This is a genomic window from Streptantibioticus ferralitis, assembly GCF_029223525.1.
Lineage (GTDB): Bacteria > Actinomycetota > Actinomycetes > Streptomycetales > Streptomycetaceae > Streptantibioticus_A > Streptantibioticus_A ferralitis.
Genome location: NZ_JARHTQ010000010.1, coordinates 1 through 14,612, shown reverse-complemented (window position 1 = coordinate 14,612; position 14,612 = coordinate 1). Strand labels below are relative to the sequence as shown.

Below are 14,612 nucleotides of genomic sequence, written 5' to 3'. Positions count from 1 at the left end.
CTGGCTGGACGATCCCGCGTGGTTCACGCGGACATGGGCGGCCTTTCTCGGCTGATCGCGTCGAGCAGCATCTCCGCGGCCACCGTTGTCCCGTCGGTGCGGATCGTGCCGGCCACGGCGGTTGCTCGTGCGCGGGTCTCGGGGGTCAGGGCCGTCCTGAGCGCGGCGGACAGGGACTCGCTGGTCGGAGTCGGACCGTCGTGCGCCGTGCCGATGCCCAGGTCGGCCACCCGGCCGGCCCAGTACGGCTGGTCCGCCGCCTGGGGCACCACCACCTGAGGCGTGCCCGCCCGGGTGGCCGTCGTCGTGGTGCCCGCGCCGCCGTGGTGCACGACGGCGGCCACCCGGGCGAACAGTGCCTGCTGGTTGACCTCGCCGACGACGAAGCAGTCGTCCCGGTCGTCGATCAGGGCCAGGTCGGCCCAGCCGCGGGCGACGAGTGCGCGGCGGCCCTGCGCGCGGATCGCCTCGATGGCCACCTGGGCGACGTACGTCGATGCGCGCATGGGCATGCTGCCGAAGCCCACGTACACCGGTGGTGTGCCGGCGTCCAGGAACGCCACCAGCTCGTCCGGGAGTGGGCGTTCGTCAGGCAGGATCCACGCGCCGGTGTGCACGATGTCGAGGTCCGCCGTCTCCTGCCACGGGTCCAGGGTCGGGTCCGTCGCCAGCCACGGCTGGTCGCCGATGACGTAGTCGCGGACGTTGTCCACCGGGGGCAGGCCGATCGACGCCCGGTGGGTGTTGAGCGCCTCACCGAACAGCGCGTTGATGCTCTTAGCGTCCAGGTCCCACAGCATCCGGTTGTCGGTCACCTCCGGCGGGAACGGTCGGCCCGGATACGCCAGCGGCGGGTGGTGCGGTGACGGCAGGGTGAGCTGCTGGAAGGTCGTGTACACGTAGCGGATGCCCAGTTTCTCGGCCACCGACCGCGCGCCGGCCGCAGCAGGCATCATGCCGGTCGCCACCAGCGCGTCACATCCCTCGGCCGCCGCGGTGACCGCGTCGAACTGGCTGGCGATCAACTCGGACGCGCGCCGGGGCAGGTCCGACGACGACGGCGGGGGCGCCGCAGTCGTGAGCGCGCGCGCCGACCGGCCGAAGGGCACCATCGGCACGCCGACACCGGCCAGCAGCTCAGCGAACTCCTCGTCCGGCGGTGCGCACACCCGCACCTCCGCGCCGAGTGCCCGCAACCGCACCGCGAGTCCCACCAACGGTTCGACGTCCCCGCGCGACCCATACGTCGACAACAACACACGCACTTCGCGACTCCCATTTCCGCAGATTCTGGCTTCGGCCGGCGATTCTGCGGCACGACCCGGGCCTTGCCGCAAGCCCCCCGGTGCGCTATAAGTTGAGAGTGGCGAGGAGTGGGTAACCTCCTTGCCTTTGCCTTTTGTCGTCTGCTGTGGACGGACAACCTCCTCGCGAAGCGGCGGCGCGCCGCCTACGGCGGTCAGCCGCAGAACGAGAAGTTCTCCACCCTCCTCCAGCTCACCAGCCCTGATGTCGCCGAGGACATCGAACGCACGGAGAGCGTCTCGATCGCGATGCTGACCGTGTGGGAAACGCTCGGGCTGCCGCTTCGGCCTCGTGAGTGTTCCGGGCGGGGAGAACCGCCCGGAACACTCACGACCGCCCAGTGGTCGGAGGTCGAAGTACGTTGATGCAAACGCACTCTGCGAGGTCGACATCCGCCCCGGCAGGAGCGGCCCGGTCGGCCCCGATCAGTCCTCGCCGTCGTCGTCGTGATCCGGCTCGACCGCGTCCGGTAGCGCAAGGGCCGCAGCGCCTCACGCGGAACGGACACGGTGAAGCTGCTGCAGTGCGCTGGTGTACGCCGCCGTACGAGCACCGTGCGCTGCAGAATCACGATGTCACCGGAAGGACAGGGCAGCGCTCCCCTGGGATTGAACCCGACAACATATCCCGCCGTTAACCCCAGCGAACGGGACGGCGCGAAACACATCGCGTCCGGGGGCCGCAACCGTTGCTTTGTCAACGCTTTGCCGAACGTTGCACGAGCCCCCCAAGTCCTCGGCGCGACCTGCCGAGCTGTACTTCGCGGGCAGGACCCGGCAGATGCGCCATGCACCCAACACTCGGAGGACAGCGTGAACTACCCCAGAAGGTTGCGCGCGGCGATAGCCGAGGACGGAACCACGCCACTGATCGGCATCTACGACATGTACTCCGCCTCGATCGCGGCCCAGCACTATGACGGGATGTTCGTCTCCGGCTTCGGCTTCGCCGCATCCCACTACGGGTTACCCGACATCGGCTTCATCGCCTGGCCGGACATCGTCGCGTTCGTACAGCGACTGCGGCTGGCCTTCCCCGGACAGCACCTGCTCGTCGACATCGACGATGGCTACGTGGACCCCGAAACCGCCTGCCACGTCGTGCGGCAACTGGAGGCATGCGGCGCCTCCGGGGTGATCCTCGAAGACCAGAAAAGGCCCCGCCGCTGTGGACACGTGGACGGCAAGCAAGTACTGCCGCTTGAGGAGTACCTCGACAAGCTCGACATGGTCATCGCCGCACGGCGGGACTTACTGGTCGTCGCCCGAACCGACGCCACCGAGGAGAGCGAGATCCTGCGCCGGGCCAAGGCGCTGGCCGCGACCGACGCGGACGTGGTCCTGGTCGACGGAGTGCGCAGCGTCGACCGGATCCATAAGGTGCGCGAGGTCATCGGCGACAAGCCCCTGCTGTTCAACCAGATCGCAGGCGGAAAGTCGCCGCGGCTGTCCTTGCCCGAGCTCGCCGCACTCGGCGTGAACGTCGCGATCTACAGCACACCCTGCCTATTCGCAGCCCACACCGCCATCGACCAGGCGCTGGTCGACCTCAAGCAGGCGGACGGGCGGCTACCGCAGACCGGGGACGGCCATGTCGGCGTCGCGGAGACCCTGGCCCTGCTGGAGAAGAACATCAGCAGGCACCGCGACTACGGCGCGCAGGCGGTAGCCGTCGGCTGACGCACCGGGCGGCGCGGGTCACCGTTGAATGCCCCCGGCCACATGGTTGTGGCCGGGGGTACGCGGCAGGTCCCAATGCGAAGGCCCCGCGCAGACTTGTGCGGGGCTATGGGGTCCAGCGGTACTTGTCGCCTCCTAGCCAGCGCACGTCTTCCGGGTCGTCAAGATCGACGTGTTCGAGACCTGCCTGGTGTGCGAGGCGGAGCACGTCGAACAGGTCGTGAGCGATGCCGACTCGGTCCCTGTGGATCTGCACGACGCGGTATGGCGGGTTCCCGGGTTGGACGGGGAAGACGATGATTGCGCTCATGGCGTCTAGCGTGCGGCAGCCGTGCGTCGGATGCCTGTAGACACTCGTGAGCGCTACATCCAGGGGCCGGCCACGGCGCCGGCCACCCGCCGGGCCCGGGAACCAGCCCCGGGGCCGCGCCCCCGGACCGGCCTGCGATCCGATCCCCCGCCTGATCCCGGTCCGGCTCCGGCGCCTGGCCTATGTCGTCACTGCCCATCGCCGTTCAGACGTCCCCCTGAGTTGCTCGGCTGCCGCTCCCAGAACGTACCGGGGCCCTCGAAGCCCCTGACCAGCGCCCCCATCGAGGTACGAATGTCGACCGTCCCCAACGGCGACCCGTACGTGGCGACTTCCACGACCCGTACTCGGTGGGCAGCCCGTGATCCCGGCGCCCTTGTCCGATCACTCAGTGAAGGGCCCGCGGTCGATCCGCTGCACGTGCCGCTGGGCGGGTTCCCGGCCAAGGCGGTCACCCGCGGTGACCATCTGCTGTCGTTGCCCGGTAACCGGATGCGCACCGCGGTCGACTGGACGCTGGGCACCGTGATGTCCCGGCAGACCACCCGACTCAGCCTGGTCCGCGACCGCGCCGCCCCGCTGGCCACCCGCCCGCGGGAGCACACCCCAACCGAGTCCCGAGCCGCCGAACGCGACCGCACAACAAGCCTAGACTCGTGGGGTGTTCGACTCGTCTGACTTCGATCTGGCGCCGTACGCCGGTTTCGACATGGCAACGTTCGTACGGCGTACTTACTGCAGTTGGCAGGACGCCGGCTGGCGGTCGTTGCTTGTGCAGCACTTCACCCACGCGCGGGAGGCGGAGCATCTTCCGCTGCCCGGGGTGTCCGATCTGCATCTTGTGCTCTGCACGAGCGGGGATGCGGTGATGCGGATACACGCCGGCGGGAGATCGACGCGGCGACGCTGGGTCCCCGGCCGCTTGGAACTCATGGTCCCCGGCCACTCGACCGTTCGCAGTTACCGCGCGACGTCGGCGATGCACAGCATCCAGGTGCACATTCCGCGGGTGACCGTTGAGCGGGCCGCAGCTGAACTGGGCTGTTCGGAACCGGACTTCGAAGCGCTGTCCGCCGGCCTGGGTGCGGGTAACGCGGTTGTTGAACATGTCATGCGCGCGCTGCCCGCTGCCGAGGGCGCGAATGACGTGTATGCGGAATCGGCCGCGGCCTTCCTCGCGACACATCTGCTGACTCAAGGCCGAGACCACCGCGTACCGGGTCCCGAGCGCACGGCTGTCCGCAAAGGCATCGCGGTCATGCGAGACCGCCTGGCCCATCCGCTGACGCTCGCCGACATCGCCGCCGAAGTGCATTTGAGCGTCTACCACTTCATCCGCGTGTTCCGCGAAGCCACCGGCGAGACGCCGCATCGGTTTCTCACCCGCCTGCGGATCGAGCAGGCGCGGCGGTTGCTCGACGGCACCGACCTCACCATCGGGCAGATCGCCGAGCGCTGCGGCTTCTCCAGCGCTGGCAGCCTGTCCTCAGCTTTCCTGGTGCACGTCGGTGTCCGGCCGTCGGTGTACCGCAAGATCTCATCGACGGGTGAACAATCCCGCGCATGTCCCGAGCCGACCGCGCCGTCCTAATGTGGCGGAGTGCCGTACACCTATGCCGTGACCTCACATTCGCAGGCGAACCCCGACGCCGTCTTCGCGGTGCTCGTCCATGCCGCCACCTGGCCGTCGTGGTCGCCGATCGACGCCGTTGAGATCGAGGACGGCGGCGATCCCGAAGGCCGACAGCAGGTCGGCGACACACGAGTCTTTCGTACCGGCCGGGCGGTCTCCCGGGAATGCATCGTCGAGCTGGTCACCGACCGGCGGTTCGGCTACGAGAACGTGAGCGGTCCGTTCCGGTCCTATCGAGGCACCGTCGAACTCGCCGAGGTGCCGCAGGGTGGCACCGACATCACCTGGTCGGCGACCTTCGAGCCGAAGCTGCGTCTCTCGGGGCCGTTCTGGCGGTGGTACCTGACCCGCTTCATGCAGCGGATGGCCGATGGCCTGGCCGGGTACGCCCGCGCGGCGACGGACCGGGACCCGGGCTAGGTACAGCTAATGAGCTCGTGCGTGGTCGGGCGTAGCGCGTCGGCGTCGTGAGCGTTGATCAAGTGCGTGGTGGGGATCGCAGTGCGTGACGTGATCGTCGGGAACCGGCGGATCACGGAGCTGACGGCTGAAGTGATTGCCCAACTGACCGCTGAGATCGCCCCATTCTGAGATCGCCCCATTGTGGAGTGCCCGGCAGCAGGGGAGGCTGGCCTGCCGTCCCCAGCAGCGTGCAGTAGGAGTTGGTGCGATGCAGCCCTCGTGCCAGGCCGGCGCCGCCGTATCGCTGATCAGCACGGCGCTGTATGAGGTGTGTGGGTGCCGCCACCCACTACCGGCACTTCCCGACACGCGGCTCACTGATCGCCGAGGCGCTCTCCGGACAACTCGCCCAACGCGTCGCAGCCCTCACGCGGCCCTCCAGGACGCCCCGACCGAACGCCAGATCACTGCCTAAAGCTGCTCGCGCAGGTGCCCGGGGTAGGGCTCGTACTGCCCTACCGGCAGGTAGGGCCCGATCAACTCCCACTCGCCATCGCTGAGTTCACGTCGCGCCACACGGGTGTTCTACCAGCACACGCACCACTTCGGTGCCGGATCTCCGCATCATTGATCACGACTTCGAACAGGCCCTAGTCCGGCTCCTGGACGGCCTCGATGTCGACGGTGACGTCGATCAGGTCGCTGACCACAACCCCGCCACGGTCCAGTGCGTCATTCCAACTCACGCCGAAGTCATGGCGGTTGAGCCGGGTGCGGGCGACGAAACCGGCCCGGCGGCGGGGGCCGAGGTTCTGGTCGCCCTCCCACCAGGGGGTGTCCCACTGGCCCAGGTACGTGAGGTCGAAGGTGACGGGGCGCGTGGCGCCCCGGATGGTGAGGTCGCCGGTGACCTCGAACTCGTTGGGGCTCACCTGGTTGACGCTGGAGCTGGTGAAGGTCCAGGTGGGATGGTTTTCGACGTCGAAGAAGTCGGCGCTGCGCAGGTGCGCGTCCCGCTCGGGCTGGCCGGTGTAGACCTGGGCGGCATCGATGGTCGCCTCGGCTCTGGCCTGCTCGGGGTGTTCCGGGTCCACCTCCAGCCGGCCGCGGATGTTCTTGAACTGACCGCGCACGTAGGTGACCATCATGTGCCGGGCACTGAACTCGGCGGCGGTGTGGCCGGGTTCGAAGAACCATTTGGTGGTGGCCATCAGGGACTCCTTCAGGGCATGGCAGGCCGGGCGACCTGTGGTCCGGAGACTGGCCCGTGTGATGGCCGAGGCGGAGCCTCGATCAGCTTCAGGCTAAGCCGGTCCACCTCCGATCTCCATGTATGGATATGCGGTGCGGCGAGTGATTCCTCAGCGCTCGGCGCTTCACGCTCGCACCGGGCGGGATCCGAAGAGCCGTCGGGGGGAATCCCTGGTGCTCCCCGGCTGTTGCCGTCTTCATCACAAGCGTTGAAAGGGGAGCGCGATGCCCAAAGCAGTCCGATTCACCGAGTACGGCGGCATTGACGTGCTGAAGGTCGTCGACGTCGAACGTCCCTCGCCCGGTCGCGGACAGCTGCTGGTCAAGGTGGTGGCCGCCGGGATCAACCCGGGGGAGGCCAAGATCCGTGAAGGGCTGCTGCACGACCGGTGGCCCGCCACCTTCCCATCCGGCCAGGGCAGTGACCTCGCCGGGACCGTCGAGGAGGTCGGCGAGGGCGTCGAGGGCTTCGCACCGGGGGACGAGGTGATCGGATTCACCAACCGCCGGGCCAGCCACGCCGAATACGTCCTGGTCGAGGACACCGAGCTGATCCACCGCCCGGCGGGCGTCTCGTGGGAGCAGGGCGGCTCCCTGTTCGTGGCCGGGACGACGGCGTACGCGGCGGTACGGGCGGTCGCGCTCGCACCGGGCGACACCGTGGTGGTCTCCGGGGCCGCCGGCGGCGTCGGGTCACTGGCCGTACAACTCGCGCGGCAGGCCGGAGTCACGGTGATCGGCCTGGCGAGCGAGCCGAACCACCCGTGGCTGACCGACCATGGGGCCATCCCGGTCACGTACGGCGAGGGCGTGGCCGACCGGATCCGTGCGGCATCGGGCGGCCGGGTCGACGCCTTCATCGACACCTTCGGCGACGGGTACATCGAGCTCGCGCTTGATCTCGGAGTGCGGCCCGACCGCATCGACACGATCATCGACTTCGCCGGTGCCCAGAAGCATGGAGTCAAGGCGGAGGGCAACGCGGCAGCCGCCAGCGCCGAGGTGCTCAAGGAACTCGCCGCACTGATCGACCAGCGCGAACTGGAAATCCCCATCGCCAAGGTCCACCCGCTGGACGAAGTGCGTGACGCCTACCGCGAACTGGAGCGGCAACACACCCGGGGCAAGATCGTACTGAAGCCCTGAGCGGACGGACAGATGGCCGGTGCGGCTGTCACCCGCGCCGCACGGCAAGGCGCGAGGCGACCGCGAACAGGGCCGCGGGGAAGAGCCCGAACAGTACGTAGCTCAGGCTCGCCGAAGCCGTCATACCGTGCAGTGGATGGCACGCCTGGCTACTGGCAAGGCAGTCGGCGGTGTTGGCCACCATGGTGATGCCGGGACTGCCCACGAGACCGGCGACCAGACCGGCGAGCATGCCGCGCGGGACGGCCAACGGATGGCGAAGTGCCGCGGCTGTGGCCGCCGCTGCGGCGGGTATCACACAACGCAGGCCCAGATACGCCCACTTCCACCATCCTTGGCTCGCCCAGTCGGGCGCGTCGTGCCGGATGAGCAGGAAGCCAGGAAAGTACAGCGCGAGCACGACGGCCGCGGCCAGCACCCCGATGAGGACCGCTTGCCGGATCCGTAGGGGCGCTGGATCGCACCGCGGCGCGTCCTTCCGACGAGCCGATCCCCACTGCCACGCGTGAGCCGTGAGCGGATGCAGGGCCAGCGCGGTGAGGAACGCACCGGTCAGCGGGAGCGGGAGGAAGAGCAGAACGTTCAGCGCGATGTCGACGAAGAGGGCGATGGGCGGGGACGCCCATGGCCCCAGGCCAACGTAACGTGCGATCAGGGCCTCCTGGGGAATCCAGCGGAACATCAACTGCTGCCACACGTCGAGCACCAGCGCGCTCGCCAACCACGTCACCAGCAGCGTCCACCGGTACCCGGCGGCATACGGCGCAGCGGCGGCCCAGGCCCGCAGGCACATGGCGACCCAGCGCACGTACGCCCACGCCGCCAGAACGGACAGCGCCGCCCACAGGACCAACATCAGCGCCTCTGAGCCGTCCGGCAAGGGGGCGACCGGCAGCAGAACGGTGTGGGCGTCGAGCACGGTGGCTCCGGCCACCAGACCCACCCCGAGCCCTACCCCGATCCGACCGACTCCTTGCGTACCTTCGATCGCCTGCCACGCCGCGAGGACCACGCCTCCGGCGGCGAAGGCCACATACGGTACGGCGCTGCTCATCGTCCCGTACTGGTAACCGGTGAGCCAGGGAACGACGGATGCCACCAAGCCGTCGAGGAGGATCACCGCGACCCCGATCAGGAAGCCACCGCCGAAGCCGACTTCGGGAGCGAGTCGGCTGCCGCTCACCACCCCGATGCGGTCCCGACCCGCGGGGTGTACCCGCCACCGCCACCATCTTCGGGACGGCCAGCCGACGGTGGCGGTACCGAGAGCGAGCACGCCTTCCAGATGCTCGGAGGTGCCCTGCCACTCCAACACCCGTAAGTCGGCGTGGACTTCCCGGCTGCGCAGCACCGCGTTGCGGGCCAGCAGCACGAAGCCCGAGACCACGAGGAGTTCGTAGAGGCTCTGAGCGATCCAGAGCCAGTCCCTGGGCGGACCGGCGTTGGCGAGCGTGTAGAGGGAGAGGGTGACTGCCAGTGCCGTGAAGACCCGCCAGAGGGCAACCGTGAACTGGGTGATGTCGAGGTCGCGGTTGCGTATGTGCGCGAGCTCGTGGAGCACCACCGCGTCGAAGCGCGCCCGGTCCGTGGCATGCAGGGCGAGCAGTCCGCGGTTGAGCTGCACGTAGCGTCTTCGCGCGGTCCCGAAGGCGGCGCCGCTCAGCGTGGGGTCGAGTGGATGGAGCAGAAAGGACGTCCGCACTCCCGATCGTCGGCACAACTCCTCCAGGTGCTCGGCGAGTTCCGGGAGTCGCTCGTCTGGAAGATCAATCAGGCCACGTCGATGGATGCGCCACGTGGGCCCGACCGCGTAGAGCACGACAGCCAGGACGCAGAACAGCGCCGCGCCCAGCACATGCGACCAGACCAGCAGGGGATTGAGTGGTGAGTCCCCACACTGCCCCATCATGCGCGTCGCGTCCTGGTAGCGGCTCCATGTTGTCGGCCAGAGGTACATGCTCTGCGCGTCGCGGTTGCAGACGGTACCGAGCGGACCGGCGACGAACTGCCATGGTTCGCGCCCCAGTAGACGCGCTCCCCATTGGTCTCCCCAATGCAGCGCCGCGGCAAGGACCGTGAAGGACACCAGCAGGAACGGGAACGCGATCCGCAGTGGTGCCGCTCGCCGGACCGGTGCCGCCAGGGGCCGGCTCACTTCTGGTGGCCGTCCGCTCGCACGGCAAGGGCTCCGACCACGGCATCGGCGAGCAATCCGGCCATCTCCTCGGATGTCCCGGAGGCGATCAGTTGGCCATAGGCCACCTTGCGGACCTGGGTGAGCCGCTGTGGGTCCAGGCCCTTCGCCGGGAAGGTGTCCGGTCTGTCCGCGGGGCCGGCCCCCTCGACCTCGGGTCTGCCCTCGCGATGTCGGTGTGCCCGCAGCCGGGCGACCGCGCGGTCGATCCCGGACCGCAGCACTCCGCTTGCCTCGTCCCGTACCGCGTCCCGGGTCGCCTCCCAGAGGAAACCCACCGCGGTGTGCGCCGCCGTCAGCGCCGCCGCGGTCACCACGGGCAGCGCGGCGTCGAGTCCGAACCCCAACATGTCGTTACGAGCGCTGCCCGGCTTCCCGCGCCGGGTGAGCCAAAGCGCGGCTGTTTCGTCGAAGAGCTCCAACTCGCCCGGCCCGAGCAGGTCCTCCGGTATCCGATGGAGCACCTGGCGCGCCAGGTCGGCCACCATGTGATCGCGTTCTGAAACCATCGCGTCCCCCCCGATCCCCAATCGCGGCACCACGACGTGATGACTCAACGTATCGGCGCGGGAGGCGACCCGGCCCCGTTTCGCGGTAAGTGGCAGGGGGCAGTCCGCCAACGCTTGCCAGGCGACCGGCGTCGAAGCGCCACGGGCCCGGCGGCGGGTGCCGTGCGCGGGTGAGGATGGCCGATGAGTCCGCGTCCCGCCGGTGGTGACGGGGCCGAGTCGGGGAGACACACATGCTGAAGGTCTTTGCCGAGCTGTCCACGCCGTGGTGGCCGACGCCTGCCTACGGCGCGGCGTACCGCTACGCGCCGCGCCCCTGGCGTTCGGACGGTCGTCACCGGGCAGCGGATCGCGGGGCGAGCGCTGCCGGTGCGGCACTACGGGAGCGTGGATGTGTTCCTGGAGGCGTCCGGCCGGGCCGTACCAGGTGACGTGCTGGGCATCGACAACAGCGGCCCTCGGACGAGGCCTGTGTCGGTGACCTGGCGGTGCTGGAGGCCGAGGCGGCGGGCATGGCGGGAATGGTGGTGTGGGGGTGGCACCGCGACGCACCGGAACTGGTGGAGATCGGCCTTCCGGTGTTCAGCTACGGGAGCTACCCGCCCGGCCCCGTACGACTGGACGAGCGCGAACCCGAGGCGCTGACCAACGCGCGGTTCGGACCGCATCTGGAGAGCGAGCGGGGTGTCGTCTTGACTGGAGCAGTCAGACAGAGGCGAACCCCTCAACCTCTACGGCTCGGAGTGAGAAACCATCGCTGGAGACCTGGCCCCATGGGGAGTCTCAGGGCGATACGCCGACGTATGGCGGCGAGGTCACGCTGTAGGGGGGATGGCGGCACGATCAGTACCGCGCACGTCGCGTGAGTCAGGCAGTACCGGATGACCCGCGACCGCAGCACCCGCCGCGCAACGCCGCCGCGAGGGGCTCCGACCACGAGCACGTCATCCGCTCGGTCCGCGGCGGCCACCAGTACGGGGCCCGCCGGACCTCGTACTGTCCAAGTCTCCATCGGCACGTCAAGTCGCTTGCCCGACAAGGCCGTCTCTAACGCGGCCAGTAACCGTTCGTCCGCGGCCCTGCGGTACTGTGCGAGCAGGGGTGGACACGGGGCACGCCTGTAGACCGGCTCACCGCCGAGGGGCTCCCACGCCATGACTGTCAGGAGCTGCGCGCCGGTACGGCAGGCCTGGGCGACCGCCCAGTGCAGCGCGCCGAAGCTTCCCAGCGAGCCGCTCATCCCCACGACGAAGCGACCTACACTCGTTTCGTTCGTCACCGTGCCGTTCCCCTTCCCGAAAGCGCCCCTGTTGGGGCCCGACCCCTGGTTCCCGGCGAAGCGGCCTACGGCGTGAATGCGGCAGCGACGCCGGGGAGTTATCCATTCCATCTAAGCGCATCGGCGGAATCCCGTTGCCGTTCGGTCGCTGGCGCGTAGGCTTGGCCGAGAATTGGCCAATTCCCGGCGGTCACCACCGTCATCACCATATGAACGTTGCAGACGCCAAGAACTACGTCCGTGCTGATCACGCAGCGGATTCGTACTCGTGTGGGACACCGCCGAGGTGGCCGCGGCGATGGTCGTTGAGGTGGGTGAGTTGGTCGGGAACTGTGATCGGCATGGGCAGTGGGTGGAGCGGGACAGGCCCGGTGCGACGCTGCCACCGTCGCGGCTCACCCAAGTCGTCCGTGTTACTCCTCGTCAGGTTGGGGATCCGGCACATGCGCGGTCGACCCAGGCGTGGCTGCTTCAGGGGGCCACGCCTCTTCGCGGGCGCTGCGTGCCAACAGCAGCGTTGCTGTCGAACTCTTTGCATCGAGATAGCGCGGCCTGACAATAGGCGTTCAGGCGCACGCTCTTGGTCCTTCCTGTCCTGATCGTGCTCCGGGCCGACCTCGTGGCCGGGATCCTCCCACCGCGCAGCGACGCTGTCCGGTGATCGTTGCGCATTCACGGGGGACACCGGACCTGGCTCACAGCATTGAGGTAGTTCATGACGGAAGTGACAGGCCGTACTGCAACAGGCACGGGGCAGCAACAACTGCGCCGGAACGTTGGCGTGTTCGGGCTGACGATGCTCTCGCTCGGCTCGATCATCGGATCGGGCTGGCTGCTCGGTGCGTACAAGGCCGCCACCCATGCCGGCCCGGCATCCTTGCTGTCCTGGATCCTGGCCACACTGATCCTCGGTGTGCTCGCTCTCATCCACGCCGAATTAGGCACGGCCTACCCGGTCGCCGGCGGCACCGCGCGGTTCCCCGCGTTCGCCTTCGGCCGTCTGGCCGGCTTCGCCGCAGGCTGGTCCGCCTGGCTTCAGGCGGTGACACTGGCACCGATCGAGGTCGAGGCCAGCCTGACCTACCTGGACAACATCGGCTGGGTCAACAATCACCTGCACCTGCTGAACCAGCAGAACTCCACACTGACCGGCAGCGGCTTTGCCTGGGCAACGGTGCTGATGGCGCTGTTCACCGTGGTCAACCTGGTCGGCACCAAATCCATGTCGGAGAGCAACTCGGTCACCGTCATCTGGAAGGCCGCCGTCCCGCTGCTGACGATCGTGGTGCTGGTCGCGCTGTCGTTCCACCCGGGCAACTTCCACGCAGGTGGCGGTTTCCTGGCCAAGGGACCAGAGGGCGTCTTCGCGGCACTTCCGGCCGGTGTGGTCTTCGCCGCCCAAGGCTTCGAGCAGTGCATCCAGTTCGGCGGCGAGGCCCGCAACCCGCAAAAGGACATTTCCCGCGCGATACTGATCGCCATGTTGGTCGGTGCGGTCACCTACATCCTGCTGGAGGTCGCGTTCATCGGCTCCCTCAACCCGGCAACCGTGGCGCACGGTTGGGACAAGCCGATCGACAAGGGCGCGTTCGGCCCGTATGCGACGCTCGCCACGGCGTCCGGCGCGGGCTGGCTCGCCTACGTGCTGTACGCCGACGCGTTCGTCTCACCAGCCGGCACCGCGTTGGTGTACCTGGGGGCCTCATCGCGGCTCACCTACGCGCAGGGCCACGCTCGCGAGTTGCCCAAGACGTTTGCGAGGCTCACCCGTCGAGGCATCCCGGTGTGGGCCGTGGCGCTGGCCTTCGTCATCGGTGAGGTCGCCTTCCTGCCGTTCCCCAGCTGGCAGAGCCTGGTGGGCCTTGTCACCTCCGCCACCGCGATCATGTATGCCTTCGCCCCCGTGGCGCTGACCGCGCTGCGCAAGCGGGATCCGCAGCGGCCCCGCCCTTACCGGCTCAAGGGCGCCGCGGTGATCGCGCCCATTGGTTTTATCGCCGCCAACCTGGTCATCTACTGGGGTGGTTTCGACACCACATGGAAGATCGAGAGCGGCATCGGCGTCGGGTTCGTCATCTTTGCGGTCACCCAGGTGTGCAAGAAGGATCCGCTGCCGATCACCAGGGCCGACTGGAAGGGCTTCGCCTGGATCCCGGTGTGGCTGGCGATGAACGTGCTTCTCGGCTATGTCGGCAACTACGACAGCAACGGGTTCCGGTCCGGCGGTGGCGAACTCGCCGTGCTGCCGAACCTGTTGGACCTACTGGTGGTGGCCGCGGCCAGTCTCGCCGTCTACTTCTGGGCCATCTCCCTCGCGGTGACTACCGAAGAGGTCAACGAACTGGTCGCGCAGGACGAAGTCGGCCTGGCCGCGGTAGTCGGTGCGACCGGCCTGGGCGAGGCACCGGGGCGGACGTCCGCGCTGTGATCTGACCGTCCGGCCTTCGTACCGAGGCGACGCCTGCGATCCTGCCGCAGGCGTCGCCGAACCATTTCCTATCTTGGGTGAGATCGGCGGTGGCGTGGTCGGACCGCGACATACAGCCGCCGCAGGGTGACCGCCCAGTCATTGTGAAAGAAGTCGACGGCGAGTGTGGTGGAAGCTTGGATGCGGAGGAACTGCCGCCATGTCGTGTTGGTGCACAGCTCGGGTGCCGGCGTTTGAGGATCCTGCGGATCGTCGAAGCACCCAGACGGTGGCCGAGCTTGAGGAGTCCACCCCGGATCCGCTGGTAACCCCGGGATGCGTTCTGCAAGGCGAGTCCTTACGACGCACCTGAAGTTCCCCCCTGTTCTTGGACAGCGGGTTTCTACGCTGCGGGGGTGAAGTCTTGTCGGAGCCTGGCTCGGGTTTCGAGCGGGGTGATGTACCCGTATTCGCGGTGCTTGCGCAGGCGTGCGCGG

The 14,612-nt window shown here is 68.4% G+C and carries 13 protein-coding genes and 1 pseudogene; 8 read left to right on the top strand and 6 right to left on the bottom strand.

Features of this window, described 5'->3' with window-relative positions:
- Positions 1 to 23: 23 nt before the first annotated feature.
- Positions 24 to 1,265, bottom strand: coding sequence for a glycosyltransferase (locus P2L57_RS17275; protein ID WP_275815369.1), 1,242 nt, complete (start codon positions 1,263 to 1,265; stop codon positions 24 to 26).
- A 108-nt stretch (positions 1,266 to 1,373) separates the two neighbouring features.
- On the opposite strand from P2L57_RS17275, the gene P2L57_RS17270 reads away from it, so the two are divergent.
- Complete coding sequence (locus P2L57_RS17270; RefSeq protein WP_275815781.1) at positions 1,374 to 1,670, top strand: hypothetical protein; 297 nt, start codon at positions 1,374 to 1,376, stop codon at positions 1,668 to 1,670.
- 447 nt (positions 1,671 to 2,117) lie between these two features.
- Positions 2,118 to 2,984 (top strand): isocitrate lyase/PEP mutase family protein, encoded by an 867-nt coding sequence (locus P2L57_RS17265; protein ID WP_275815368.1) that lies wholly within the window; start codon positions 2,118 to 2,120, stop codon positions 2,982 to 2,984.
- A gap of 106 nt (positions 2,985 to 3,090) precedes the next feature.
- Here the strand turns inward: P2L57_RS17265 and P2L57_RS17260 are convergent, their stop codons facing one another.
- On the bottom strand, positions 3,091 to 3,294 hold the full coding sequence (locus P2L57_RS17260; protein ID WP_275815366.1) for a hypothetical protein: 204 nt from the start codon (positions 3,292 to 3,294) through the stop codon (positions 3,091 to 3,093).
- Positions 3,295 to 3,588: 294 nt separating this feature from the next.
- Here P2L57_RS17260 and P2L57_RS17255 point away from each other — a divergent pair, with 294 nt between their 5' ends.
- Genes P2L57_RS17255 through P2L57_RS17245 form a run of 3 tightly spaced genes read left to right on the top strand, consistent with a single transcriptional unit; the run spans position 3,589 to position 5,347 of the window.
- A complete protein-coding gene (locus P2L57_RS17255; RefSeq protein WP_275815364.1) occupies positions 3,589 to 3,972 on the top strand; it encodes a hypothetical protein in 384 nt (127 codons plus the stop codon).
- Positions 3,956 to 4,885 (top strand): AraC family transcriptional regulator, encoded by a 930-nt coding sequence (locus P2L57_RS17250; RefSeq protein WP_275815362.1) that lies wholly within the window; start codon positions 3,956 to 3,958, stop codon positions 4,883 to 4,885. Before P2L57_RS17255 ends, P2L57_RS17250 begins: the two co-directional genes overlap by 17 nt.
- A 27-nt stretch (positions 4,886 to 4,912) precedes the next feature.
- On the top strand, positions 4,913 to 5,347 hold the full coding sequence (locus P2L57_RS17245) for an SRPBCC family protein (protein WP_275815360.1): 435 nt from the start codon (positions 4,913 to 4,915) through the stop codon (positions 5,345 to 5,347).
- 632 nt (positions 5,348 to 5,979) lie between these two features.
- Here P2L57_RS17245 and P2L57_RS17240 read toward each other — a convergent pair.
- Positions 5,980 to 6,540 (bottom strand): YceI family protein, encoded by a 561-nt coding sequence (locus tag P2L57_RS17240; RefSeq protein WP_275815358.1) that lies wholly within the window; start codon positions 6,538 to 6,540, stop codon positions 5,980 to 5,982.
- 265 nt (positions 6,541 to 6,805) lie between these two features.
- Here P2L57_RS17240 and P2L57_RS17235 point away from each other — a divergent pair, with 265 nt between their 5' ends.
- Positions 6,806 to 7,726, top strand: coding sequence for an NADP-dependent oxidoreductase (locus P2L57_RS17235; protein WP_275815356.1), 921 nt, complete (start codon positions 6,806 to 6,808; stop codon positions 7,724 to 7,726).
- 28 nt (positions 7,727 to 7,754) lie between these two features.
- On the opposite strand, the gene P2L57_RS17230 is transcribed toward P2L57_RS17235, so the two are convergent.
- Positions 7,755 to 9,881, bottom strand: coding sequence for a M48 family metalloprotease (locus tag P2L57_RS17230; protein ID WP_275815354.1), 2,127 nt, complete (start codon positions 9,879 to 9,881; stop codon positions 7,755 to 7,757).
- A complete protein-coding gene (locus P2L57_RS17225; protein ID WP_275815352.1) occupies positions 9,878 to 10,429 on the bottom strand; it encodes a hypothetical protein in 552 nt (183 codons plus the stop codon). Before P2L57_RS17225 ends, P2L57_RS17230 begins: the two co-directional genes overlap by 4 nt.
- Positions 10,430 to 10,941: 512 nt before the next feature.
- Between P2L57_RS17225 and P2L57_RS40745 the strand changes: the two are divergent.
- Positions 10,942 to 10,986: pseudogene (locus P2L57_RS40745) on the top strand (hypothetical protein); the annotation flags it as partial.
- A gap of 167 nt (positions 10,987 to 11,153) precedes the next feature.
- Here P2L57_RS40745 and P2L57_RS17220 read toward each other — a convergent pair.
- Entirely contained in the window at positions 11,154 to 11,669 is a 516-nt protein-coding gene (locus tag P2L57_RS17220; RefSeq protein WP_372515748.1) for a universal stress protein, read from the bottom strand.
- Between the two features lie 754 nt (positions 11,670 to 12,423).
- Here P2L57_RS17220 and P2L57_RS17215 point away from each other — a divergent pair.
- Entirely contained in the window at positions 12,424 to 14,136 is a 1,713-nt protein-coding gene (locus P2L57_RS17215) for an APC family permease (protein ID WP_275815348.1), read from the top strand.
- The last annotated feature ends 476 nt before the right edge of the window (positions 14,137 to 14,612 follow it).